Annotated in this window: 20 protein-coding genes and 2 tRNA genes; 14 read left to right on the top strand and 8 right to left on the bottom strand. The window is 65.8% G+C overall.

Features of this window, described 5'->3' with window-relative positions; genetic code table 11:
- The first annotated feature begins 7 nt into the window (after positions 1–7).
- Entirely contained in the window at positions 8–1,279 is a 1,272-nt protein-coding gene (locus EOD43_RS15060; RefSeq protein WP_127744870.1) for an NAD(P)/FAD-dependent oxidoreductase, read from the top strand.
- A 61-nt stretch (positions 1,280–1,340) separates the two neighbouring features.
- Here EOD43_RS15060 and EOD43_RS15055 read toward each other — a convergent pair whose 3' ends face one another.
- The 6 genes from EOD43_RS15055 to infA all read right to left on the bottom strand — a co-directional run bounded on the left by EOD43_RS15055 (position 1,341) and on the right by infA (position 6,297).
- Positions 1,341–3,848: a TonB-dependent receptor gene (locus EOD43_RS15055; RefSeq protein ID WP_127744869.1), complete on the bottom strand. Its 2,508-nt coding sequence runs from the start codon at positions 3,846–3,848 to the stop codon at positions 1,341–1,343.
- 336 nt (positions 3,849–4,184) lie between these two features.
- Positions 4,185–4,260: transfer RNA gene (locus EOD43_RS15050), tRNA-Phe, on the bottom strand.
- 72 nt (positions 4,261–4,332) lie between these two features.
- A complete protein-coding gene (yacG, locus tag EOD43_RS15045) occupies positions 4,333–4,509 on the bottom strand; it encodes a DNA gyrase inhibitor YacG (RefSeq protein ID WP_127744868.1) in 177 nt (58 codons plus the stop codon).
- The gene (locus EOD43_RS15040; protein ID WP_127744867.1) at positions 4,487–5,488 is read right to left on the bottom strand and encodes a ribonuclease; all 1,002 of its coding nucleotides are present in this window, start codon (positions 5,486–5,488) and stop codon (positions 4,487–4,489) included. The genes yacG and EOD43_RS15040 overlap by 23 nt, the downstream gene beginning before the upstream one ends.
- Positions 5,481–6,065 (bottom strand): Maf family protein, encoded by a 585-nt coding sequence (locus EOD43_RS15035; protein WP_127744866.1) that lies wholly within the window; start codon positions 6,063–6,065, stop codon positions 5,481–5,483. The genes EOD43_RS15040 and EOD43_RS15035 overlap by 8 nt, the downstream gene beginning before the upstream one ends.
- A gap of 13 nt (positions 6,066–6,078) precedes the next feature.
- Positions 6,079–6,297 carry a translation initiation factor IF-1 gene (infA, locus tag EOD43_RS15030; RefSeq protein ID WP_003049127.1) on the bottom strand — a complete coding sequence of 73 codons (219 nt, stop codon included), beginning with the start codon at positions 6,295–6,297 and terminating at the stop codon, positions 6,079–6,081.
- 137 nt (positions 6,298–6,434) lie between these two features.
- On the opposite strand from infA, the gene EOD43_RS15025 reads away from it, so the two are divergent.
- From EOD43_RS15025 to cysK, 10 genes are all read left to right on the top strand, one after another.
- Positions 6,435–6,926: a flavin reductase family protein gene (locus tag EOD43_RS15025; RefSeq protein WP_240653255.1), complete on the top strand. Its 492-nt coding sequence runs from the start codon at positions 6,435–6,437 to the stop codon at positions 6,924–6,926.
- Positions 6,927–6,979: 53 nt separating this feature from the next.
- Positions 6,980–9,757 (top strand): DNA polymerase I, encoded by a 2,778-nt coding sequence (gene polA / locus EOD43_RS15020; protein WP_127744865.1) that lies wholly within the window; start codon positions 6,980–6,982, stop codon positions 9,755–9,757.
- On the top strand, positions 9,754–11,265 hold the full coding sequence (locus EOD43_RS15015) for a lipopolysaccharide biosynthesis protein (RefSeq protein WP_127744864.1): 1,512 nt from the start codon (positions 9,754–9,756) through the stop codon (positions 11,263–11,265). The genes polA and EOD43_RS15015 overlap by 4 nt, the downstream gene beginning before the upstream one ends.
- Positions 11,262–11,744: a 2-amino-4-hydroxy-6-hydroxymethyldihydropteridine diphosphokinase gene (gene folK / locus EOD43_RS15010; RefSeq protein ID WP_127744863.1), complete on the top strand. Its 483-nt coding sequence runs from the start codon at positions 11,262–11,264 to the stop codon at positions 11,742–11,744. The genes EOD43_RS15015 and folK overlap by 4 nt, the downstream gene beginning before the upstream one ends.
- A gap of 17 nt (positions 11,745–11,761) precedes the next feature.
- Positions 11,762–11,837, top strand: a tRNA-Lys gene (locus EOD43_RS15005).
- Positions 11,838–12,180: 343 nt separating this feature from the next.
- Positions 12,181–14,466, top strand: coding sequence for an ATP-dependent helicase (locus EOD43_RS15000; RefSeq protein WP_127744862.1), 2,286 nt, complete (start codon positions 12,181–12,183; stop codon positions 14,464–14,466).
- 67 nt (positions 14,467–14,533) lie between these two features.
- A complete protein-coding gene (locus tag EOD43_RS14995; protein ID WP_127744861.1) occupies positions 14,534–15,169 on the top strand; it encodes a TMEM175 family protein in 636 nt (211 codons plus the stop codon).
- Positions 15,166–16,527: an MFS transporter gene (locus EOD43_RS14990; protein ID WP_127744860.1), complete on the top strand. Its 1,362-nt coding sequence runs from the start codon at positions 15,166–15,168 to the stop codon at positions 16,525–16,527. The genes EOD43_RS14995 and EOD43_RS14990 overlap by 4 nt, the downstream gene beginning before the upstream one ends.
- Before the next feature lie 81 nt (positions 16,528–16,608).
- Positions 16,609–17,895 (top strand): MFS transporter, encoded by a 1,287-nt coding sequence (locus tag EOD43_RS14985; protein ID WP_127744859.1) that lies wholly within the window; start codon positions 16,609–16,611, stop codon positions 17,893–17,895.
- On the top strand, positions 17,892–18,809 hold the full coding sequence (gene cysK, locus EOD43_RS14980) for a cysteine synthase A (protein WP_127744858.1): 918 nt from the start codon (positions 17,892–17,894) through the stop codon (positions 18,807–18,809). Before EOD43_RS14985 ends, cysK begins: the two co-directional genes overlap by 4 nt.
- On the opposite strand, the gene EOD43_RS14975 is transcribed toward cysK, so the two are convergent.
- A complete protein-coding gene (locus EOD43_RS14975) occupies positions 18,810–19,733 on the bottom strand; it encodes a LysR family transcriptional regulator (RefSeq protein ID WP_127745331.1) in 924 nt (307 codons plus the stop codon).
- A 109-nt stretch (positions 19,734–19,842) separates the two neighbouring features.
- Here EOD43_RS14975 and EOD43_RS14970 point away from each other — a divergent pair, with 109 nt between their 5' ends.
- The 3 genes from EOD43_RS14970 to EOD43_RS14960 all read left to right on the top strand — a co-directional run bounded on the left by EOD43_RS14970 (position 19,843) and on the right by EOD43_RS14960 (position 22,016).
- A complete protein-coding gene (locus EOD43_RS14970) occupies positions 19,843–20,154 on the top strand; it encodes a hypothetical protein (RefSeq protein WP_127744857.1) in 312 nt (103 codons plus the stop codon).
- Between the two features lie 23 nt (positions 20,155–20,177).
- Positions 20,178–20,876, top strand: coding sequence for a pirin family protein (locus tag EOD43_RS14965; protein ID WP_127744856.1), 699 nt, complete (start codon positions 20,178–20,180; stop codon positions 20,874–20,876).
- Between the two features lie 219 nt (positions 20,877–21,095).
- Positions 21,096–22,016, top strand: a complete 921-nt coding sequence (locus EOD43_RS14960; RefSeq protein WP_127744855.1) for a pirin family protein — start codon at positions 21,096–21,098, stop codon at positions 22,014–22,016.
- On the opposite strand, the gene EOD43_RS14955 is transcribed toward EOD43_RS14960, so the two are convergent.
- A complete protein-coding gene (locus tag EOD43_RS14955) occupies positions 22,017–23,354 on the bottom strand; it encodes an MFS transporter (RefSeq protein ID WP_127744854.1) in 1,338 nt (445 codons plus the stop codon).
- Positions 23,355–23,451 lie beyond the last annotated feature (97 nt).

The raw sequence follows: 23,451 nt of genomic DNA, 5'->3' as shown, positions 1-23,451 counted from the left end.
AGGCGGCATGGCGGATATCGGCAGACGGGGACTGTTGGCAGCGGGCTTGAGCGGCGCGGTGGCCGCGAGCCTGTCCGGAGAGCGCGCGCAGGCCGCGCCGAAATCGCGTGCGCCGGAGATCAGCAAGAAGCTGCCCGATATTGTGATCGTCGGGGCCGGGGCCTTTGGCGCGTGGAGCGCGCTGGAGCTGCGCGAACGCGGTGCGCGCGTCACCCTGCTCGACAGCTATGGTGCGGGCAATGCGCGCGCGACATCGGGGGATGAGACGCGGCAGATCCGGTCGGCTTATGCCGATCGCGAAATCTACAGCCGCTGGGCCGATCGCGCCTTCACTTTGTGGCACGAGCGGCAGGCCGAGTTCGGTCGTCGCCTGATCTTCGCCAATGGCGTCCTTTCGCCCAACGAACCCGCCGCGCAGTTCGAGGCGGAGAAGCGCATCTTCGCAAAGCTTGGCATCCCCTTCGAAGTGCTCAGCCCCGACGAGTGCCGCAAGCGCTGGCCGCAGGGCGGCTTCGACGGCGACGAGCGCGCGCTATACGAACCGCGCGCGGGCACGGTGAAGGCGCGCGAGAGCCTTATTGCCGTCACCGAGACCTTCGTCGCCAAGGGCGGCCAGACGAGGATCGCGATGGCGAAACCCGGCGCGAGCGCGGGCGGACGGCTCACCGATCTGGCCCTCTCCGACGGCAGCCGCCTGTCGTGCGGCCTCGCCATCTTCGCCTGCGGTCCGTGGCTGCCGACGGTGCTGCCCGACGTGCTGACCGGCTTCGTCCGCCGCACCCGATCGGAGGTCTTCTACGTCGGATCGCCGCCGGGGGATCTCAGCTATCATTGGGAGCGCTTCCCCAACATCTGGCACGGTGGCGGCGGCTATTCGCTGTCCGACGTCGACTATGGCTACAAGATCGCCCCCGGCATGGGGGTGAGCCTGCCGATGGACCCCGATCGCGACGAGCGGATCGTATCGCCGATCATGTGGGATATCGCCCGCCGCTTCATCGCGCGGCGCACCCCCGGCCTCGTCGGCCAGCCGATGGTGGCCAGCCGGGTCTGCTCGCTGGAAAATAGCGACAACGGCCATTTCATCATCGATCGCCACCCCGGCCTCGCCAACCTGTGGGTCGCGGGCGGCGGATCGGGCCATGCGTTCAAGATGGGGCCGATGACCGGCCGGTATATTGCCGAACGCGTGCTGGGCATCGCCGATCCGGAGGAGGAGCGCGCCTTGTTCGCGCTTTCCGCGCACAAGCCCTGGCCGGCGCCGGCCACGCCTGCTTGATAAAAAAAGGGCGCGGTGGACGGGTCCACCGCGCCTTAGGGGGCTTTCGCTTAAGGGATTATCAGAACTTGATGGTCGCTTCGACGCCGTAGGTGCGCGGCATGTTGAAGTTGCCATATTCACCCAGCACGTTGGCGATGCTGCCCGTGCGGACGTTGGTCGAGGTCGGACCAGCCGGCAGAGCCTGGGTCGGATCGCGACGATAGACGTAGGCGGTGTTGAACAGGTTGCGACCCCAGACGCCGACGGTCAGCTTCTGATCGCCATCACCCATGTTGATGTCGGCGAGCGAGATGCGGCCGTTGAACACCAGCGAGGAGTCGTTCTTCCGCGCATAAGCGTCGAAGGTCTGCGTCGCCTGGGCATAGTTACCATCGAAGTGGAACCGGATGGTGGTGTCGCCACTGCCGACCGGCACCGCATAATCGATCGAGCCGCTGGCCGCGTTACGCGGCGTGAACACGACGTAGAACTGCTGGTTCACGGTGGTCGAGTCGGTCACCACGCCAGCCGCGTTGCGCACCGAGTAGGTGATCGGCGTCAGCGGCAGCTTGGTGTAGGTGTAGGCATAGCTGGCGTTCAGCGTCAGGCCTTCGACCGGACGGACGGTCAGGTCGGCTTCGATACCGCGGATCTTCGCCTTACCCGGAAGATTGATCGTCTCCAGGTTGTTGAAGGTGCTGGTGCCGAAATACAGGAAGCTGTTGATGTCGACCTGGCTGTCCTTACGGTCCATGATGTAACCGGTCAGGTTGAAGCGGGCGCGGCGATCCCAGAAGTCCGCCTTGATGCCGGCTTCATACGACTTCACCGATTCCGGATCGAACGGCAGGTAGTTGATGGTGCGCGAGCTGGCGCCACCGGCGCGGTAGCCGCTGGCATATTTCGCATAGACGTGAACGTCGGTGCTCAGGTCGTAGGCGACCGTGACCATCGGATCGAAGCGGTTCCAGGTGCGATCGAGCGGCGCATAGCCACGCGCCGCGCCCAGCGCCGGATTGGCCTGATAGTTGACGCCGCCGGCGATCAGAAGATCACCGTGCTTCTTGTCCTTCGTGTAGCGGCCGCCAGCCGTGATGTGCAGCGCGTCGGTCGCATGCCAGGTCGCCTGACCATAGACCGCGTAGCTGCGCGAGCGGACCGCCGAAGCGCGGTCGATCGTGGCGAACGGGCTGGTGAACACGGCCGGGTTGATCGTGTAACGCAGGCCATCGGCGCCGACGTCGGGCTGACCGTCGCCATTGGCGTCGGCATTCCAGCGGTTCGAGCTCGGCGTCGCGGCGTCATCGCTGACGCGCTCGTTGAAGTAGAACAGGCCCGCGACATAATCGATGTTGCTGATCGAGCCGACAGCCTGCAGTTCCTGGCTGAACTGGCGCTGACGCAGGTTCGCAAGGCTGTAACGGCTGAAGAGGCTGCCGGGGGTGTAAACCGGCGGACGGTGCGCGCCACCAGCATTATCCCACTGCTCCACGTTGACGCCGCGCCACGCGGTGATCGAGCGCAGTTCGAGTTCCGGCGCGATCTTCCACTTGAAGTTGTTGGTGACGCCGAAGGTCTTGTCGACGCTGGGCTGCTGCACCACGCCGATGTCGGCATTGCGCATCAGCGTCTTGCCGTTGGTGACGACGCCGGTCGGAACCGGACGCACCGCGCCGGTCAGGCTGGTATAGTTGGTGCCGGGCAGGACGCAGTTCGGCGAAGCCGACTGGGGGCCAGCGGCGCAACCATAAGGGTTGAACGCCAGCAGCTGGCTGTAGAAGGGCGAATTCTTGTCCTTCGCCTTGTCGAAGGCGAAGTCGTTGGTGATGCCCTCGAACGGCTGCCAGCGGACGGCGATACGGCCGCCGATGCGGTCGTAATAGCCCCAGCCGGTCTGGCCTTCGAGCGGGTTCTTGGTCGTCGGACCCTGATACTGCTTCACAGCATCGACCTTGACCGAGAAGTTGTGGAACTCGGGCAGGTCGACGTGCGCGGCGCCCGAATAGGCGCCCAGGTTGCCGAAGCCGCCTTCGAAGCGGCCACCGAACTTGCCACTCGGCGCCTTGGTGACGATCGAGAGCGCGCCGCCTTCGGTGTTACGACCGAACAGCGTGCCCTGCGGACCCTTCAGAACTTCGACGCGCTCGGTGTCGAACAAAGCGGCGTTCAGACCATGCTGACGGCCGAGATAGACGCCGTCGATATAGACGCCGACGCCCTGTTCGCGGGCGGGCTGGTTCGCGTCGAGCGGAACGATGCCGCGGATACCGATCGTGAGCGCCGACTGGCGGGCTTCGAACGTCGTCACGCGCAGCGAAGGAACGCCGCCATCGGCGAGGTCGAACAGGCTCTGAACGTGACGATCCTTGATCATCTCCTGGTTCACGACGCTGATCGAAATCGGGGTCTTCTGCAGGCTCGTTTCGCGCTTGGTGGCGGTGACGACGATGTCGCTCAGGCCGGTGACGTCTTCCGGAGCGGCGCCCGGGGCAGCTTCCTGCGCAGAAGCGAGGGCAGGCATGGTGAGCATCGCGGCGAGGGCGCCACCGATGAGCAGCTGCCGGCGAAGACCGGTATCAAATCGCATGAGAGAGTTCCCTTTTGGCGAGACTTTAGTGTCCCGTTCGGGGCGGCCTCTACACAGGCTGTGAGACACTTTTGTTGCAGTGACCGTCATCGATTGAACGCGACAAGGTCACATTTCCGTCATCGATGCTGCAGCGCCGAAAAGAGCTTGGGTTTCTGCGTCTTTTGCCACTGTCGGAGAGCATCGGCATTCTTGCCACACCCCGAATCTTTTTCGCCCGACTTCCGGTTTTGTCGGGCGTTTCAGTCACAGCCCGAAGTAAATGACGCCGGATCAGGCGAATCGCCACGCAGATGCGGAAAATCCGGCATCAAACAATTGAGATATCTTGGAAAGTGGTGCCCGGGGACGGGGTCGAACCGCCGACACTGCGATTTTCAATCGCATGCTCTACCAACTGAGCTACCCGGGCACGGAAGCGTTGGAGCGGTGCCTATAGGGACCACATTCCAGCACGTCCAGCCTGATTTTCAGACGTTGGAAATCAATCCTCTTCGCGCTCCCCCGCGCCCCGATCGGCGGGCGGGCCGGGGATGCGATAACCGTCGTCGAGCCAGCGCAGCAGATCGCGGTCGCGACAGCCCTGGCTGCAGAAGGGCGTGGTCGCGGCCATGCTCGGCTGGCCGCAGAGCGGGCACTTAGGGGTTTTGGGCTTCGGCATGTCCCGCCGATATGGCGAGGCCGGGCTCGCCCCGCAAGCGCACCGGCGCGCCGATCCGCCGTTCGAGTTCTGCAATCCAGTCGGGGCGGCGCTCGATCGCAGCGATCACGGCGGGCGCGGCCGTCAGCGTGCGCGGCCCGATCCCCTGTGCGCGTTCCGCACGCCTTATAAGAGCGCGGGCAGCCGATCCGACGGGATCCTGCTGCAACCGCTCCGGGATCGACAGGCGCGCACGCCGGCGCACGATCTGGAGAAAACCGAATCCGTTGACCGCGGTGCGATCGAACGGCTGGGGCAGGATCGCATCGACCGCCTCCGCCGCCGACAGCCGCGCGGCCTTGCCCTCGACAGTCGGCAGGTCGATGCCGATCGATCCACCGATGTCATGCCGCCGGATCATCATCGCAGCTGCTCCTGCGCCCGCCACCGCGAGATCGGCGATCGGCAGCCAGCCGTCGACGTCGATCAGGGTCATCGCCGGGGTCAGCGACAGGCGGAGCGCCCCGCCGTCGAAATCGGCATGGCCGCTCGACGCCTCCTCGATCAGTTCGGACCAGCCCGCCGCTTCGAGCCGATCGGGGCCGAAGCTCGTCAGTTCGCGCACCAGCACATTATCCGCCGCGATCCGCGCGCGCAGATCGCGGCCGGGCGCCACGACAGCGTCGGCCGCCGCGGCCCGCGCGATCGCCAACTTGCCGCGCCCCGGCTCGGCAATCGCGGCGCGGGCGATCTCTACCAGCAGCCGCCCGCCTTCGGTGACGCCGCGCGGCAGCGGCTCGATCATCGCCTCGGTCCCGTCGTCGAGCGTGACGATCCCGCGCCGACCGGGTGCTGTGATCCGTGTCAGTCGCGCGGGCGCGATCGTGCCCGCGCGCAGGCCATCGTCATCGGCCTCGATCGCCGCCTGTATGATGATGTCATTGTCGACGAGCGCGGCGCGCGCCTCGCCGATGCCGGCTTCGTAGAGCCACTCAGCCAAGAATGCCCGCCGCGGTCAACAAGGCACGGGTTTCGAACAACGGCAGGCCCATCACCCCCGAATAGCTGCCCGACAACATCCGCACCCAGCTTTCGGCATAGCCCTGGATCGCATAGGCGCCCGCCTTGCCCTGCCACTCGCCACCCGCGAGATAGGCATCGATCTCGGCATCGGAGAGCGGCTTGAACGCGATGATGCTGGACGAGATGCGGTGTCGCGCGAAGCCAGCCGCATCGATCACCGTCACCGCCGAATGGCAGCGATGCCGCCGCCCGGCGAGCAGCTTCAAGAAAGCCCGCGCCTCGGCCTCGTCATCGGTCTTGTGGAGCAGCCGCCGGCCCGCCGCGACTACCGTGTCGGCGCCCAGCACCACCGCACCTTCATGGCGCGCGGCGACGAGCGCCGCCTTTTCGGCCGCGATCCGCTTCGCATAAGCGAGCGGCAGCTCGCCCTTGCGTTCGGTTTCGTCGATGTCGGCGGGGTCGATCGCGTCAGGCTCGATCCCCAGCCGGCCGATCAGTTCGCGGCGGCGCGGGGACGAGGATGCGAGGATCAGGCGCGGACGCGTGTCAGCCATGCGTCCGGCCAGCTTACTTGAAGCGATAGGTGATACGGCCCTTGGTCAGGTCGTAGGGGGTCAGTTCGACCAGCACCTCATCGCCCACCAGCACGCGGATGCGGTTCTTGCGCATCTTGCCCGCGGTGTGGCCAAGGATCTCGTGATCATTTTCAAGACGCACGCGGAACATCGCGTTGGGCAGGAGCTCGACCACCTGGCCGCGCATCTCCAGCAGTTCTTCTTTCGCCAAACGAAGCCTCTATCTTTTGGGGTATTGTTCGAAAAGTCGCGCCGCCCATACGCTCCTGGCCGCAAAAAGAAAAGCTTGGGGCTTTGCGAACGCCAGATGAGCGGCTAGCGCACATCTGAAACAGTTAGAGGAATTAGATGGTGACCGACGAGGCGCTGAGCAATGGGTTCAAGCAGGCGATGCGTCGCCTGGCCACCACGGTCGCGCTGATCACGTCGGGCAAGGGCGATAATTGGGCGGGCATGGCGGCGACCGCAGTCGTCTCGGTCTGCGCCGAACCGCCGACGATTCTGGTCGCGGTGAACCGTTCGGCCAGCCTCTATCCCACGCTCCACGCCGAACAGCGTTTCTGCGTGAACCTGCTGTCCGAACGGCACAAGGATCTGGTCGGCATCTTCAGCGGCAAGAAGAAGGGCCGCGAGCGTTTCGAGGATGGCGCCTGGACCGCCGGCGAATGCGGCCTGCCGATCCTGTCCGACGCGCTGTCGGCGCTGATGTGCAAGACGGTGTCGACCGTCGACGTCGGCACCCACACCCTGTTCATCGGGGAGGTCGAATCGATCGAGAACCATATGGATATCGATCCGCTGATCTGGGTCGACGGCGGGATGGCGAGCGCGGCGCGCTGAGCCGCCCGCGCTAACCTTCCAAGTCGTTCCGGGGGCTGCTATCCCCCGCGCTTATGTCTTCCAACCATCTCTATCTGGTCGACGGCTCGGGCTACATTTTCCGCGCCTATCACCGCCTGCCGCCGCTCACGAATCGGCACGGCACCCCCGCAGGCGCGGTGTTCGGCTTCACCACCATGTTGTGGAAGCTGGTCGACGAACTGCACAAGGCCGACGGCCCGACCCATCTCGCGGTCATCCTCGATGCGTCGTCGAAGACGTTCCGCAACGAGATGTACGATCAGTATAAGGCGCATCGCCCGCCGCCGCCCGAAGATCTCGTCCCGCAATTTCCGCTGATCCGCGATGCGGTGCGCGCCTTTTCCGTGCCGTGCATCGAGGAACTGGGGCTGGAAGCCGACGACATCATCGCCTGCTATGCCGAGGCCGCCTTGGCGCAGGGTTGGCAGGTGACGATCGTGTCGTCGGACAAGGATCTGATGCAGCTGATCCGCCCCGGTCTCGACCTGCTCGACACGATGAACAATCGCCGTCTCGGCGCGGAGCATGTCCTGGAGAAATTCGGGGTCGAGCCCGAGCGGCTGGGCGACGTGCTGGCCCTGATGGGCGACAGCGTCGACAATGTGCCCGGCGTTCCCGGCATCGGCCCGAAGACCGCGAGCCAGTTGATCCAGCAGTTCGGCGATCTCGACACAGTCCTCGCCTCGACCGACGCAATCACCAAGCCGAAGCTCAAGCAGTCGCTGATCGACCATGCCGACAATGCGCGCCTGTCGCGCGAACTCGTCCGCCTGAAGTGCGATGCGCCGCTGCCCGAGCCGCTCGACGATCTGGCGCTGAAAGGCCTGCCGCCCGAGCCGCTGCGCGCCTTCCTGGAAGATATGGGGTTCAAGTCGCTGCTCGCTAAGGTCGGCGGCACGTCGACCGGCGGGCCGACCGTCCTCGCACTCGCGCCGACCGGGCAGGAGGCTCCGCCCCCGCCGCCCAAGCTCGACGCGGTGCCATTCAACCACAAGGATTATGAGACCGTCGTCGATGAGGAAGCGCTCGATCGCTGGATCGCCGAGGGTTTCAAATGCGGGCGGATCGCGGTCGATACCGAGACCGATTCGACTGATCCGGTCCGCGCGCGCCTCGTCGGCGTCAGCCTCGCGACCGCGCCGGGCAAGGCCTGCTACATTCCGCTCGCGCATATCGGCGACGGCCTGCTGTCCGAAACGCCGAAGCAGATCGCCAAGACCACCGCGATCGCGAAGCTGAAGCCGCTGCTCGAAGATCCGTCGATCCTGAAGATCGGCCAGAACATCAAATATGACATGGTCGTTCTGGCGGGCGAAGGCATTCAGGTCGCGCCTTATGACGATACGATGCTGCTCAGCTATGATCTCGACGCGGGCCTTGGCGGGCACGGCATGGACGATCTGGCGCAGCGCCACCTCGATCATGCCTGTATCGAGTTCAAGACGGTGTGCGGCACCGGCAAGGCGCAGATCACCTTCGACAAGGTCACGCTCGACCGCGCGACCGAATATGCGGCCGAGGATGCCGACGTCACGCTGCGGCTGTGGCAGACGCTGAAAGGCCGGCTGGCGCGCGAAGGCGCGACGCGGGTCTATGAACTGGTCGATCGCCCGCTCGTCCCCGTCCTCGCGCGGATGGAGACGGCCGGCATCAAGGTCGATCGCGAGGAACTGGCGCGCCTCTCCGCCGAATTCGCCGGCGAAGCATCGCGGCTCGAAGCCGAGATTCACAAGGAGGCCGGCGGCCCCTTCACCGTCGGCAGCCCCAAGCAGCTGGGCGACGTCCTGTTCGATCGCATGGGCCTGAAGGGTGGGCGCAAGGGCAAGTCGGGCGTCTATTCGACCGACGTTAACGAGATGGAGCGGCTGGCCGGCGAAGGCGTGACGATCGCGCGCATGGTGCTCGACTGGCGCCAGCTCACCAAGCTGCGCTCGACCTATACCGAGGCGCTGCAGGAGCAGATCAACCCGAAGACGGGGCGCGTCCACACCAGCTTCTCGATGGCGGTCGCGCAGACCGGGCGCCTGTCGTCGACCGACCCGAACCTGCAGAATATCCCGATCCGCACCGAACAGGGCCGCCGCATCCGCGATGCCTTCGTGGCCGAACCGGGCAAGGTGATCCTGTCGGCCGACTATTCGCAGATCGAATTGCGCCTTGCCGCGCATATGGCCGATGTGCCCGCGCTCAAGGAGGCTTTCGCCAAGGGCGAGGACATCCACTCGCTGACCGCGCAGGAGGTGTTCGGCGAAGTAACGCGCGACACCCGCGCGCGCGCCAAGACGATCAACTTCTCGATCCTCTACGGCATCTCCGCCTTCGGCCTCGCCAACCGGCTGGAGGTGCCGCGCGCCGAGGCGCAGGCGATGATCGACCGCTATTTCGCGCGCTTCCCCGGCATCAACCACTATATCGCCGCGACGCTCGCCGAAGTGCGCGAGAAGGGCTTCACCACCACATTGTTCGGCCGCAAGACCCATCTGCCGTGGATCCGTTCGTCAAAGCAGGGCGAGCGCCAGTCGGCCGAACGTCAGGCGATCAACGCCCCGATCCAGGGCACCAGCGCCGACATCATCAAGCGCGCGATGCTGCGCATGGAGCCGGCGCTCGCTGCCGCAGGTCTCGCCGACGTGCGCATGCTGCTGCAGGTGCACGACGAACTGGTGTTCGAACTCGCCCCCGATCAGGTCGAGGCCGCGAGCGTGGTGATCCGTGAGGTGATGGCGGGCGCATGCGAACCCTATGTCTCGCTGTCAGTGCCGCTGGGTGTCGAAATCGGCACAGGTTCGAGCTGGGGCGCCGCGCATTGAGCCTTCCGCCCGAGACCGCGCCACAGGATGGCGCGACGCCGCCCAAGCAGGGTGACGACATCCAGGCGCTCGCCAAAGGCGGGCGCACCAATTTCTTCGGCTTCCTGCTGCGTCTCGCCGCGCGGCTGCCTTTCCTGTTCATCGCCGGCCGCTGGTATGGGGCCGAGGCGCTGGGTCGCTTCGCTTATGCGATCATCATCGTCGAATTCGTCGCGACGCTGGCAACGCTCGGCCTGAAGCGCGGGCTGGCCGAACAATTGTCGGCCACCGATCGACCGCACGTTCATGTCGTGTGGGATGCGCTGCTGCTCGGCGCGATCGCCTCGGCCATCGCTGCGACCACGCTCGGCTATCTACCCGAACTGATGTTCCCCAACAGCGGCATCAACGGGCTCGAATGGCTGCTACCGCTGACGATCTTTGCGCTCGCCTGGTCGGACATTTCGCTGGCCGCGCTCGCCTACCGCCTCGATATCGCGGCGACGGTGCGCGCGCGATCGATCATCGAACCGTGGACGATCAGCATCGCGGCCTTCGGCCTTGCCTTCTATTCGCTGCGCGACGGACTGATCATCGCCTATGTCGTGTCGATGGGCGCGGCTCTGGTCGCCTCGATCATCCCGCTGATCCGCAGCTTCGGCTGGCCGCGCGGCTGGCGACCGCGGCTCGCAGGGCTGCTCTACATCGTGAAGCGCAACGTGCCGCTCGCCGCCGCCGACGCGATCGAATGGGGTTCGCGCCGGCTCGACATCGCGATCCTCGGCCTGTTCTTCTCGCCCGCGATCGTCGGCATCTATTATGTCGCGCAACAGGTCGCTTCGCTGCCACAGAAGCTCAAGACCAGCTTCGATCCGATCCTCGGCCCGGTCATCACCCGCAACCTCGAAGCCGGCAACAAGGCCGCGGTTGCGCAGCAGGTGCGGCAGGTCGGCTTCTGGATCATCGCCGCGCAGGCGGGGATCGGCCTTGCGCTGGGCATCACCGGCGAGGGCGTGATGGGTCTTGTCGGCCCGAACTTCGTCGGCGGCGCGATGGCCTTGTCCTTCCTCCTCCTCGCCGAAGTCGTCGCGGCAACGGCGGCGGTATCCGAATCGGCGCTGATCTACGTCGCGCGCCACCTGAACCTGATGATCTCGCTGGGCATGATCGGCATCCAGATCGCGCTGAGCTTCGCCTTCGTGCTGGTGCTGCGGGACGAATTCCACCTGCCCGTATTGTGGCAGGCGGCGGCGCCGGCAATGGCGCTGGCCACCGCGCTGGGCATCGCATCGGTGATGAAGTCGTCGCTCCTGTCGCGACTGCTCGGCGCGCCGGTGTCGGGCTGGCGCTGGCCGCTCATCTGGGCGGCGCTGGCGGCGGGCGTGGTCGGCATGGTCGCGGTGCAATTGCCCGAATGGGTCGAGCTGGCCTTCGGCATCCCCGCGATCCTCGCGGCGTTCGGCGCGGTTATCTGGCGCTTCGGCTTTACCAAGGAAGACCGCACCCTGTTCCGCCTCAAGGAGGCATGATCCAGACTTACGCCATCGCGCTCGGATCGAACCGGCGCCACGGCCGCCACGGCGCGCCGGCCGCGGTGCTGCGCGCCGCGATCGCCGCGCTGGAGGTCGAAGGCGTGGCGATCATCGTGACCTCACCGATCCTCGCCACCCCCGCGCTTGGCCCCGCCGGCCGCGCCTTTGCGAACGCCGCCCTGCTCGCCGAGACGCCGCTCGATCCGCCCCAGCTGCTCGCCTTGTTCAAGCGCATCGAGCGCAGCTTCGGCCGCCGGCGTGGGCGGCGCTGGGGTCCGCGCGTGCTCGATCTCGATATCATCCTGTGGTCGGGTGGCGCCTTCCGCAGCCGTCGGCTGTCGATCCCGCACCGGGAAACGGCGAAGCGCGCCTTCGTGCTGAAACCGCTCGCCACGATCGCATCGCACTGGCGCCTTGGGCCGGGCAAAGTCGCCCATGCCCTCGCCCGCCTTGACCGCGCCCGCCCTCGCTCCTAGAGACGCCAGCCTTGGTCGAGCTCGTAGCTCAGTCGGTAGAGCAACGGACTTTTAATCTGTAGGTCATGGGTTCGAATCCCATCGAGCTCACCAAGCATCCCACCCCACAGCGCCCGCCATTTTGTTACCGCACCGCAACGTGCGCGTAACGCAATTGTCTCGCGGCGCAGCGTTCGATCTTAGCACTGGCAAAAGTCGCGAAAGTCTCACATTTGAGACAGGCCGTTGCGTCGTAGCGTTCAAAAAACAATTTCCCCGGAGTCCAGGATGCTGCCGACTGCCCCCGCCGCCGCTATCGCGCCGCAACTCGTGTTGAGCGTTCGCCACGCCTTCGGTTTCGCCTTGTCGACCGTCATGTGGCTCGCGATCGGCGCCGCCTTCCTCTGATAGAAAGACGGGGTTGCCCGCAGCGGCTCCGTTCCCTACCTGTTCGCGCGTGAACAGTGACGCGCCCATTTCCGAACCCGGCTATCTGCAAGGCCTGAACCCGCCCCAGCGTGAGGCGGTGCTGACAACCGAAGGCCCGGTGCTCGTCCTCGCCGGCGCGGGCACGGGCAAGACCGCCGCGCTCACCGCCCGTCTCGCACATCTTGTCGCCACGCGCCGCGCCTGGCCATCCGAGATTCTCGCCGTCACCTTCACCAACAAGGCCGCGCGCGAAATGCGCGAGCGCGTGGGCAGGCTGCTGGGGCAGGCGGTCGAAGGGATGGCGTGGCTCGGCACCTTCCATGCGGTCGCCGCGCGGATGCTGCGCCGTCATGCCGAACTGGTGGGCCTGACTCCCAGCTTCACCATCCTCGACACCGACGATCAGTTGCGCCTGATCAAGCAGATCCTGGCCGCCGCCGACCTCGACGAGAAGCGATGGCCCGCGCGCCAGTTCGCCGGCGTGATCGATCGCTGGAAGAATCGCGGCCTCACCCCGGCGGATATCGACGCGGGCGAGAGCGAGCAGTTCGCCAACGGGCGCGGCGGCGAACTCTATCAGCAATATCAGGATCGGCTGCGCGCGGTGAACGCCTGCGACTTCGGCGATCTGCTGCTCCACATGCTGACCATCCTGAAGACGCATCGCGACGTGCTGGAGGCGTATCAGGAGCGCTTCCGCTACGTGATGGTCGACGAATATCAGGACACGAACAGCGCCCAATATCTGTGGCTCCGCCTGATCGCGCAGCGGCGCAAGAATATCTGCTGCGTCGGTGACGACGATCAGTCGATCTATTCGTGGCGCGGTGCGGAAGTCGCCAACATCCTGCGCTTCGAGCGGGACTTTCCGGGCGCCGCCGTCATACGCCTCGAACAGAATTACCGGTCGACGCCGCATATCCTGGCCGCCGCGTCGGGCGTGATCGCGAACAATGGCGGGCGGCTGGGCAAGTCTTTGTGGACCGAGGCGGCCGACGGCGAGAAGGTTCGCGTCGTCGGCGTCTGGGACGGCCCCGAAGAAGCCCGCCGCGTCGGCGAGGAGATCGAGACCTATCAACGCAATGGCGGCAAGCTCGACGACGTCGCGATCCTCGTGCGTGCGCAGTTTCAGACGCGCGAGTTCGAAGACCGCTTCATCGCGATCGGCCTGCCCTATCGCATCGTCGGCGGCTTCCGCTTCTACGAGCGCGCCGAAATCCGCGATGCGCTCGCTTATCTGCGCGTCATCAGCCAGCCGGCCGACGACCTCGCCTTCGAACGCATCGTCAACACGCCCAAGCGCGGGCTGGGCGACAAGGCGGTGTCCAAGCTCCACATGCTCGCGCGCGCCGAGGGCATCCCCCTCACGCTCGCCGCCGCGCGCATTCTCGGCACCGACGAACTCACCCCGCAGGCGCGCCGCGCACTCGGCAATCTGGTCGGCGATATCGCGCGCTGGCGCGATCGGATGAACGATCTGCCGCACGCCGAACTGACCCGGCTGGTGCTGGAGGAATCGGGCTATACCGCGATGCTCCAGGCCGAAAAATCGACAGAGGCCGACGGACGGCTGGACAATCTGAGCGAACTCGCCCGCGCGATGGAGGATTATGAAAACCTCCCCGCCTTCCTCGAACATGTCAGCCTGGTCATGGACAATGATGCCGACGCCGATACGGCGAAGGTGACGATCATGACGATCCACGCCGCCAAGGGGCTGGAGTTCGGCACCGTGTTCCTCGCGGGCTGGGAGGAGGGCGTCTTCCCCTCGCAACGCGCGCTCGACGAAGGCGGGCTCGCCAGCCTCGAGGAGGAGCGTCGCCTCGCTTATGTCGCGATCACGCGCGCACGGCGGAAATGCACGATCATCCACGCCGCCAATCGCCGCATCTACGGCCAGTGGACCTCGTCGATCCCGTCGCGCTTTGTGGGCGAACTGCCCAAGGAGCATGTCGATGCCGAGACGACGATGTCGGGCGGCGAATCGCTGTGGCGCGCGCAATGGTCCGAACAGTCCGATCCGTTCGCGCATGTCGCCCGCGCGCAGGGGCGCGGCCCCGGCTGGCAGCGGGCGGCGGCGGTCGGGCCGATCCCCAAGTCGCCGGGGGCCAGCGGCCGCGTCCTCGAATCGCGCGCCTCGGCCGTCAGCATCGCGCAGCCCTCACGCAAGGACATCGCGCTGGGCACCCGCGTCTTCCACACCAAGTTCGGCTATGGCGCGGTGGTCGAGATCGAGGGCAACAAGCTGGAGATCGACTTCGAACAGTCCGGCCGCAAGCGCGTCCTCGACAGCTTCGTGAGCGTGCCGGGCTGATTTCCGCGCGTCTTGGGCAAGGGCATACGCTTGCGCCAATGCACCCTGCCGTTAAGGCTGGCCAACGATGACCTCCGTCTCAGCCCGTCTCGACGCGTTCACCGACGCCGCTTTCGCCTTTGCGGTGACCGTGCTGATGGTGTCGGGCGGCATGTCGACCGAGGGTAGCGATGCCGATCTCATGACGATCGTGCGCCGCATCCCGGCCTTCGGGATCGGCTACGTGATCGTTGGCATGTTCTGGTTCGCGCATGTCCGCTGGCGGCGGTTCCGCGGCGAAGGGGACTGGCGATCGGTGTTGCTCACCTTCCTGCTGATCTTCGTGGTTCTGATCTACATCTTCCCGCTGGGCGCGATGGCGACCGACCTGTCATCGCTGATATTCGGCGAACCGGACCCCGATCGCCCGTCCGTGCGGATGCTGTTCACCGTCTATGGCGTCGGCTTCTTTGCGATGTCGGCCACGACCTCGCTGCTGTTCTGGGACGCCTTCGTCTCTACCGAGCTTGATCCGGCGCTGCGCTCCCCCGTGAAGGGAGAGGCGATCATCTATGCGATCCTCGCGGGAACCGCCGTCGTCTCGACCGCGCTCGCGATGGCAGGGGGCAGCCCGGCCTTCTTCGCACCCTTCATCTACGCGAGCCTGCCGATAACGATCGGGGTCTTTTCGTGGTTCTGGCATTGGGGCGATACGCCGGCATGAACGAAGACGGCCTTCCCCAGCCCCGGCGACTGCTGGCGATCATCGCCTTGTCGATGGGCACCGCGCTGACCACGATCGACGGCGCGATCGCCACGGTCGCGCTGCCGACGATCGCGCGCGATCTGCATGTCGACGGATCGGCGGCGGTGCTGGTCGTCACCGTCTATCAGCTGACCCTGTTGATGACGATGCTGCCCTGCGCGGGGATCGGCGATCGGATCGGGCTGAAACGCTTCTACCAATATGGGCAGATGCTGTTCGCGATCTCGACCATCCTCTGCTTCTTCGCAAAAAGCCTGCCCTTCCTGCTGGTGGTGCGCGCGATGCAGGGGCTGGGGGCCGCCGCGACGCTCAGCATGATGGCGGCGATGATCCGCAACATCTATCCGTCGAGCCATCTGGGGCGCGGGTTGGGTGTCAACAGCGTGGTCGCGTCGAGTTCGGCGGCGCTCGCGCCGACATTGGGCGGCTTCATCCTGCTATACGGCCAATGGCCCTGGGTGTTCGCTGCCGCCGTGCCCTTCGCGATCCTGTCGCTGATCCTCGGGCGTCACGCGCTGCCGGACATTCCGCCGTCGGAGGGCAAGTTCGATCTGGTGGGATCGGTCTATAACGTCATCGTCTTCGGCCTGCTGATCTTCGGGCTCGAAGGGCTGGTGCATGGCGATTCGCCGATCGTGTCGCTGGCGGTAATGGGCGTGGGCGTGCTGGTCGCGATCCGTTTCGTGAAGCACGAATTGCAAGAGGAGCGGCCGATCCTTCCGGTCGATCTGTTCGCCAGCAAGCTGATCTCACTGTCGATCGCGGGCGCATTGCTCGTCTTTATGGCGAATGTCAGCCTGACCTTGTCGATGCCCTTCCGCCTCCAGCATCTTTACGGCTTCACGCCCGCACAGGTGGGTGCGGTGATGACGCCGATGCCGCTGACGCTGATGGTGATGGCGCCGATCTCCGCGACGCTGGCCGACAAGCTCAACGCCGGCATATTGGGCGCTTCGGGCATGTTCGTGTTCGTGATCGGCCTGTTGCTGATGGCCTTCCTGCCCGTCCACCCGACATCGTTCGATGTCGCCTGGCGGATGGCCGTCTGCGGCGTCGGGGTCGCGCTCTATCTGCCGACCAACGTCCGCCTCGTGATGGCGGCAACTCCGCGCGATCGCGCGGCGGCGGCGGGCGGGCTGACATCGACCACGCGAATGACCGGGCAGACGCTGGGCGCGACGATGGTCGCCGCGCTGCTCGCGATAGGCATTGGCGATGGCCGCGCGCCCGTGCTGATCGCGGCGGCCTTCGCGGTGATCGGCGGCCTGTTCAGCCTTGGCCGCATCAAGCTCGGCAAACCCGGCCAATCTCTATAATCTACCAATATAGTAGAATTATCACACTCCCGCGACCAGCGGGCTTGCGGCGGGGGCGTAGGCGCGCCTAGGACAGGCGCCATGTTCCGGTCGACCTCCCCCTTTTCGATTCCGGCCTATCGCTATTACTGGCTTGGCCGCCTTGCATCGACGCTCGCGCAGAACGGGATGGTCGTGATCATCGGCTGGCAGGCGTATGATATTGCCCGCCGCACGATGGCTCCGCGCGATGCCGCGCTCCAGCTCGGCTGGATCGGCGTCGCCCAGTTCCTGCCGCTGATGGCGCTGACCCTCATCACCGGCTGGACGGCCGACCGGATCGATCGCCGCTTCATCGCGCGGACCACAGCCTTCCTCGAAATCCTCTGCGCGGGTTCGCTGGCGTGGATGGCGTTCCAGGGCACGACGACGCTTCCCGCCTTGTTCACGATCGCCGCTTTGCTGGGCGTCGCGCGCGCCTTCGCGGCGCCCGCGCTCCAGGCGTTGTCCCCCAACCTCGTCCCGCGTGAGATCCTGCCCTCGGCGATCGCGATGAGTTCGATGGCGTGGCAGACGGGCGCGGTGCTCGGCCCTCCGCTCGGCGGCTTCCTCTACGCGCTGGGGCCGGCCGCGCCTTATACGTCGAGCACCATCTTGTTCAGCGTCACCCTGCTGATGATGCTCCTGATCGGCCCGGTGCCGCGCACCGCGCTCGATCGCGGGCGGCATCCGTGGGCGCAGATGATGGACGGCTTCGCCTATCTCGGGCGCAACCGGCTGGTGCTGGGCGCGATCTCGCTCGATCTGTTCGCGGTGCTGCTGGGCGGCGCGACGGCGATGCTACCGGTCTATGCGAAGGACGTCCTCCACGTCGGATCGGAAGGGCTGGGCGCGTTGCGCGCGGCGCCGGCGGTCGGCGCGGTGCTGACCGCATGGTGGCTCGCCCGCCATCCGCTCAAGGTCAATGTCGGGCTGAAGCTGCTGATCGCGGTCGGCGCGTTCGGCGTCGCGACGATCGCCTTTGGCTATTCGCGCATCCTGCCGCTGTCGCTGGTCTGCCTCTCCGCGCTTGGCGCGGCGGACATGGTGTCGGTCTATGTGCGCCAGACATTGATCCAGCTTTACACACCGGATTCGATGCGCGGCCGCGTCGGCGCGGTCTCCACCCTGTTCATTTCGGGATCGAACGAACTGGGCGAGGCGGAATCGGGCTTCCTCGCCGCCGCGATCGGGCCGGTCGCCGCGGTGGTGGCGGGTGGGGTCGGCACGATCCTGGTCGCGATCACGTGGTCGAAGCTGTTCCCCGAACTGTTGCGTGCGCGCACCTTCGATCCGCCCGAAACTCTCGAATTCGCTCCCACCGATTCACCTACGGAGAAGGCCGCATGACCAAGGCAGCTTCGGTTCTCGAAACCATCGGCAACACGCCGCACATCCGGATCAACCGCCTGTTCGGCGATGCCGAAGTGTGGGTGAAGTCCGAACGATCCAATCCCGGCGGTTCGATCAAGGATCGCATCGCGCTTTCGCTGGTCGAGGACGCCGAAAAGAGCGGCAAGCTCAAGCCCGGCGGCACGATCATCGAGCCGACCAGCGGCAATACCGGCATCGGCCTCGCGCTTGTCGCCGCGGTGAAGGGTTACAAGCTCGTCCTCGTCATGCCCGAAAGCATGTCGATCGAGCGCCGTCGGCTGATGCTGGCTTATGGTGCGACCTTCGATCTGACGCCGCGCGAAAAGGGCATGAAGGGCGCGATCGAACGCGCGCTGGAGCTACAGTCGCAGACGCCGGGCGCGTGGATCCCGCAGCAGTTCGAAAACCCCGCGAATATCGACGTCCACGTCCGCACCACGGCCGAGGAAATCTACGCCGATTTCAAGGATAGCCCGATCGATATCATCATCACCGGCGTCGGCACCGGCGGCCACATCACCGGCGTCGCGCAGGTGCTGAAGGAACGCTGGAGCGGCCTGAAGGTGTTCGCGGTCGAACCGACCCTTTCGCCGGTCATCTCGGGCGGCCAGCCCGGCCCGCACCCGATCCAGGGCATCGGCGCGGGCTTCGTCCCCGCCAATCTGCACACCCAGCTGCTCGACGGCGTGATCCAGGTCGATCCGGCGGATGCCAAGGATTATGCGCGCCGTTCGGCGCGCGAGGAAGGGCTGCTGGTCGGCATCAGCTCGGGCGCAACGCTCGCTGCGATTGCGCAAAAGCTGCCCGACGCCCCCGGCAAGCGCATCCTGGGCTTCAACTACGATACCGGTGAGCGTTACCTGTCGGTACCCGACTTCCTGCCGGAATAATCAGACGGTCGCGAAGCCCGCGCCGCCATCCTCGGCGCTCGACACGAACTGGTCGAGCAGCCAGGAGGCGGCCGGGCCGGGCGGTGTGTCGCGCCGCCAGATGCCGGCAAAGCCGTAGCTGCCGCCCGTCGAATCGGGCATCTGCAACCGCACCAGCGTGCCTGCGACCAGATCGGCTTCGATCATGGGAAGCGGCATATTTCCCCAGCCGATCCCCTCCCGCAGCAGCTGATGCTTCGCGCCCAGATCGGCGAGCCGCCAGGTGCGCGAGGATGAGACCGCGAAATCCCGACCAGCCGTCAGCGGCGAACGATCGGTCAGCACCAGCTGGATATGATCGCGTCCCGCGCCGGGCGGCAAGGGATGTTGGCGCGCCAACGGATGATCGGGCGCGGCGACCGGCACCATCAGCACCGTGCCCGCCTCGACATGATCGATCCCCTCCATCCCGAACGACAGCGGCCCGCTGATCCCCACCACCGCCTGCTTGTCGAGCACCAGTGCCGCGATCGCGCCCAGCGCTTCGACATGCAGCCGCAAGGTCACCGTCGGGAATTGCGCCGAAAAGGCGCGCAGCACGCGGCCCAGTTGTTCGGACGGCAGCATGACGTCGACGGCGATGCTCACCTCCGCCTCCAGCCCGTCGAGCATTCCCTTCACCTTGGCGCGCAGCCCGTCGATCCCCTGCGAGACGGCGCGCGCCTCGGCCAGCACCGCCTTGCCCGCGATCGTCAGCTTGGGGCGGCGAGTCCCCTCGCGATCGAACAGGCTGAGGCCCAGCTGCGCCTCCAGATTGGCGATGCCGTAGCTGATCACCGAAACCGCGCGATTGAGCTTGCGCCCCGCGCCCGCAAAGCTGCCGGTTTCCACCACCGCGAGGAAGATCCGCAGCTGATCGAAGGTCGGCATGCCCGGATTTGCCACAACTGCCCCCATTTCAACTTCATCGAATAGTTGGAACGATTTTATCCGTCTGATCCGAGAAGTCGAGAGCCGGTAGAAGGCTCTCAACACGAAGGATCAGGAGGACGAGATGGGACAGCAGCTAGCAACGATGCCGACGCTCAGCACCGCCGAATGGCGCGCTGTCTCGGTGGCCTTCAACGACGCGGCGGATGTGCGTTGCGGGGTTTCGGCAACGCCGGGCCGGTTCTCGCGGATCTTCACCGCGCTGACCGGGATCGAGCCGAAGCGGCCGCTGGCCGACGCCCGGCTGGAGGCTCTGCGTGGCTTCGTCTGCCAGACCCGCACGACCCGCAAGGAAGCGGCCGAGCTGGTTCCCGTCTTGATCGAGCAGGGTTTCAACCGCGCCCAAATTTCGGCGCTCGCCCTGCTCGCCGCCTGAACCGAACACGAGGAGTAAGTAAGATGATCGAACTGCGTCCCTTCAACAGCCTCGGCGGCGAAAATCACGGCTGGCTGAACGCCAAGCATCATTTCTCCTTCGCGGGCTATCATGATGCGGCCCGGATGGGCTGGGGCAATCTGCGCGTCTGGAACGATGATATCATCGCGTCCAAGTCGGGCTTCCCGCCGCACCCGCACCGCGACATGGAAATCATCACCTATGTCCGCGAAGGCGCGATCAGCCACCAGGACAATCTGGGCAACAAGGGCCGCACCGAAGCCGGCGACGTCCAGGTGATGTCGGCTGGCACCGGCATCACCCACGCCGAGTATAACCTGGAGGACGTCGAGACCCGGATCTTCCAGATCTGGATCACGCCGACCCGCAGCGGCGAAAAGCCCAGCTGGGGCGCCAAGCCCTTCCCCAAGGGCGAACGCGCCGGGCAATTCGTGGTGCTCGCTTCGGGCTTTGCGAACGACAATGATGCGCTGCCGATCCGCACCGATGCCCGCGTGGTGGGGGCGACGATCAAGGCCGGCGAAACGGTCGAATATCCGCTCGGCAAGGACCGCCGCGGCTATCTCGTCCCCGCCACCGGCAAGATCGAGATCGACGGCATCACCATCAACGCCCGCGACGGCGCCGCGATCAGCGAGATCGAGGTGCTGAAGGTCACGGCGATCGAGGACAGCGAAATCGTCCTCGTCGACGCGGCGTAACCTAACCCCTGGGCCGACGGGACTCCCTCTCCCCTCCCCGTCGGCCAGGCTGCCGGACCCAAGCCCCTACAGGGTCCGGCAGCCCCCCTTTCCCAAAAAACACCGTCGCCCCAGCGAAGGCTGGGGCCTATCTCTCTCCAAACAGGCGATACCGCTTGAGGCGATAGACATGGGCTCCAGCCTTCGCTGGAGCGACGGGCTCTTGAATGGAGACGATCGATGACCCTGCGTACTTCCGACATCGACGGCGTCGACATGGTGATCCTGCCGCCGGTCCGCGATCTGGGCGACGGCTTCACGGTGCGCCGCGCATTGCCGTCCGCGCATCGCCGGATGGTCGGCCCCTTCATCTTCTTCGATCAGATGGGCCCGGCAGCCTTCACCGGCGGCGAGGGGCTGGACGTCCGCCCGCACCCGCATATCGGCCTGGCGACGATCACCTATCTGTTGGAAGGCGAGATCATGCACCGCGATTCGGTGGGCAGTGTCCAGCCGATCCGCGCGGGTGAGGTCAACTGGATGACCGCCGGTTCGGGCATCGTCCATTCGGAACGTACGCCGGACGAACTGCGCCCCTCGGGCAGCCGCCTTGCCGGCCTGCAGACCTGGGTCGCGCTCCCCACGCGCCATGAGGAAACCGATCCCAGCTTCGCGCATCACAAGGCCGATACGATCCCGGTGATCGAGGATGCGGGCACGAAGCTGACCCTGATCGTCGGCACGTCTGACGGGCTGAAGTCGCCGGTGAAGACGTTCTCCGACATGGTCTATGCCGACATCGTCCTCGCGCCGGGCGCCCGCTATCAGCTCAAGGCCGAGCATGTCGAACGTGCGGTCTATGTCGTGTCGGGCGAGGTCGAGGTGGTCGGCCAGTCGGGCAGCTTCGCGGCCAACGAACTGGTCATCTTCAAGCCCGACGCCGAAATCGTGCTGCGATCGACGGCGGGCGCTCGCCTGATGCTGATCGGCGGCGAGCCCTTCCCCGAGAAGCGCAACATCTACTGGAACTTCGTCTCGTCCTCGCAGGACCGGATCGAACAGGCCAAGGCCGACTGGCGCGCCCAGCGTTTTGCCCGCGTGCCCGACGAGAGCGAATTCATCCCGCTCCCCGAAGACCCCAAGCCTGTTCGCTATCCCTGATTAGTCGCCTGCCAGCGCCTGCCGCTCCGCCATCCGGCGGGCGGCGGGGATCGAGAGGATGAAGCAGATCAACGCCAGCGGCACCGAGATCGCGAACACGGCGGTGATGCCCGACCCGACATGCTGCGGCCCGCCGAACACTTCCTCGGTAAACCAGGCGACCGATGTTGGCCCCGCCATCATGCCGACCATATTGATCGCCAGCGTGTAGATCGCGATCGTGCGGCTGTGGAAGCGACGCGGCGCCACGATCTGCACCAGCGCGATCGCCGGGCCGGTGAACGGGATCGTCAGGTAAAACAGCGCGAGCCAGATGAGCAAAGCGTTCAGGCTGTCCGCGAACAGGAACGCACCCAGCCCCGAAATCCCCGCCAGCGCCAACGCACCGATCAGGTAGCGCAGATGCGCGTCGCGCACCCCGCGCGACACCATCCAGTCGACGAACCATCCGCCCGCAACGAAACCGATGATGCCGAGCAGCTGGATCGATCCGATCGTCAGGCCAACCTTGCTGACATCGACCCCCATCGTGCGCGTCAGATAAGCGGGCAGCCACGCGCCCAGCGCATAGGAGATGATTCCCGCAAAGGAGATGGCGGTGAAGAAGGGTACGATGAACGCCCAGTTCTGGCCGATCCACGGGAAGAAGCCCTGATCCGCCTGCGCGTGGGTGGTAACGTGTGCGCGGCGCTTTTCGGGAACGATGAAGATCAGCGGGGCGATAAGCAGGCCCGGCAGACCCACCAGCATGAACACGACCTGCCATGTCGCGAACCCCGAAATCCCGCCGACATGATCGACCCAGGCGATGATCGGCCCGCCGATCAGGAAGGCGATCGCCGATCCCGCCGCCGTTCCCATCGCGAGAATGCCGAGCGCGAGGCCGAGCCTGCGGCGCGGGAAGAGTTCGCCCACGATCGCATAAGCCGCCGGGGTCAACGCGGCCTCACCGATGCCCACCGCGAAGCGCGCGACCGCCAATTGCCCGAAGCTCCCAGCGAAACCACAGGCCGCGGTCGCAAGCGACCAGCCGCCGACACCGAGAAAAATCACCCAGCGACGCGGAAAGCGATCCGCCGCCCACCCCATCGGCACGCTGAACATCGCGTAGAACAAGGCGAAGGCGAAACCGAGCAGCAGGCTCATCTGGATATCGTCGAGGCCCAGATCGGCTTTGATCGGGTCGACCATCAACGACATGATGTTGCGATCGATGTAGGACAGGATCGTCATCAGCAGCAGGATGGCGATCGCGATCCAGCTGATCGTCGTCACGACCGGTTCGGGCCGCCCGCTCTTGCCATCCTCGTTCACGCTGGTCGCTGCACCGTCGAGCACGATCTTCTCCCGCAAAGCCGCTTCATTCGGCCGTTTCGCCTGTTAGACGCCATTTTCGTGCAATCGAAAACGAAAAAGGCCCCGCCGCCCGAAGGCG

The sequence above is a fragment of the Sphingomonas crocodyli genome (assembly GCF_004005865.1).
GTDB lineage: Bacteria > Pseudomonadota > Alphaproteobacteria > Sphingomonadales > Sphingomonadaceae > Rhizorhabdus > Rhizorhabdus crocodyli.
Note: the sequence above shows the minus strand (reverse complement) of the source record. Positions and strands in the feature narration are given on the sequence as shown.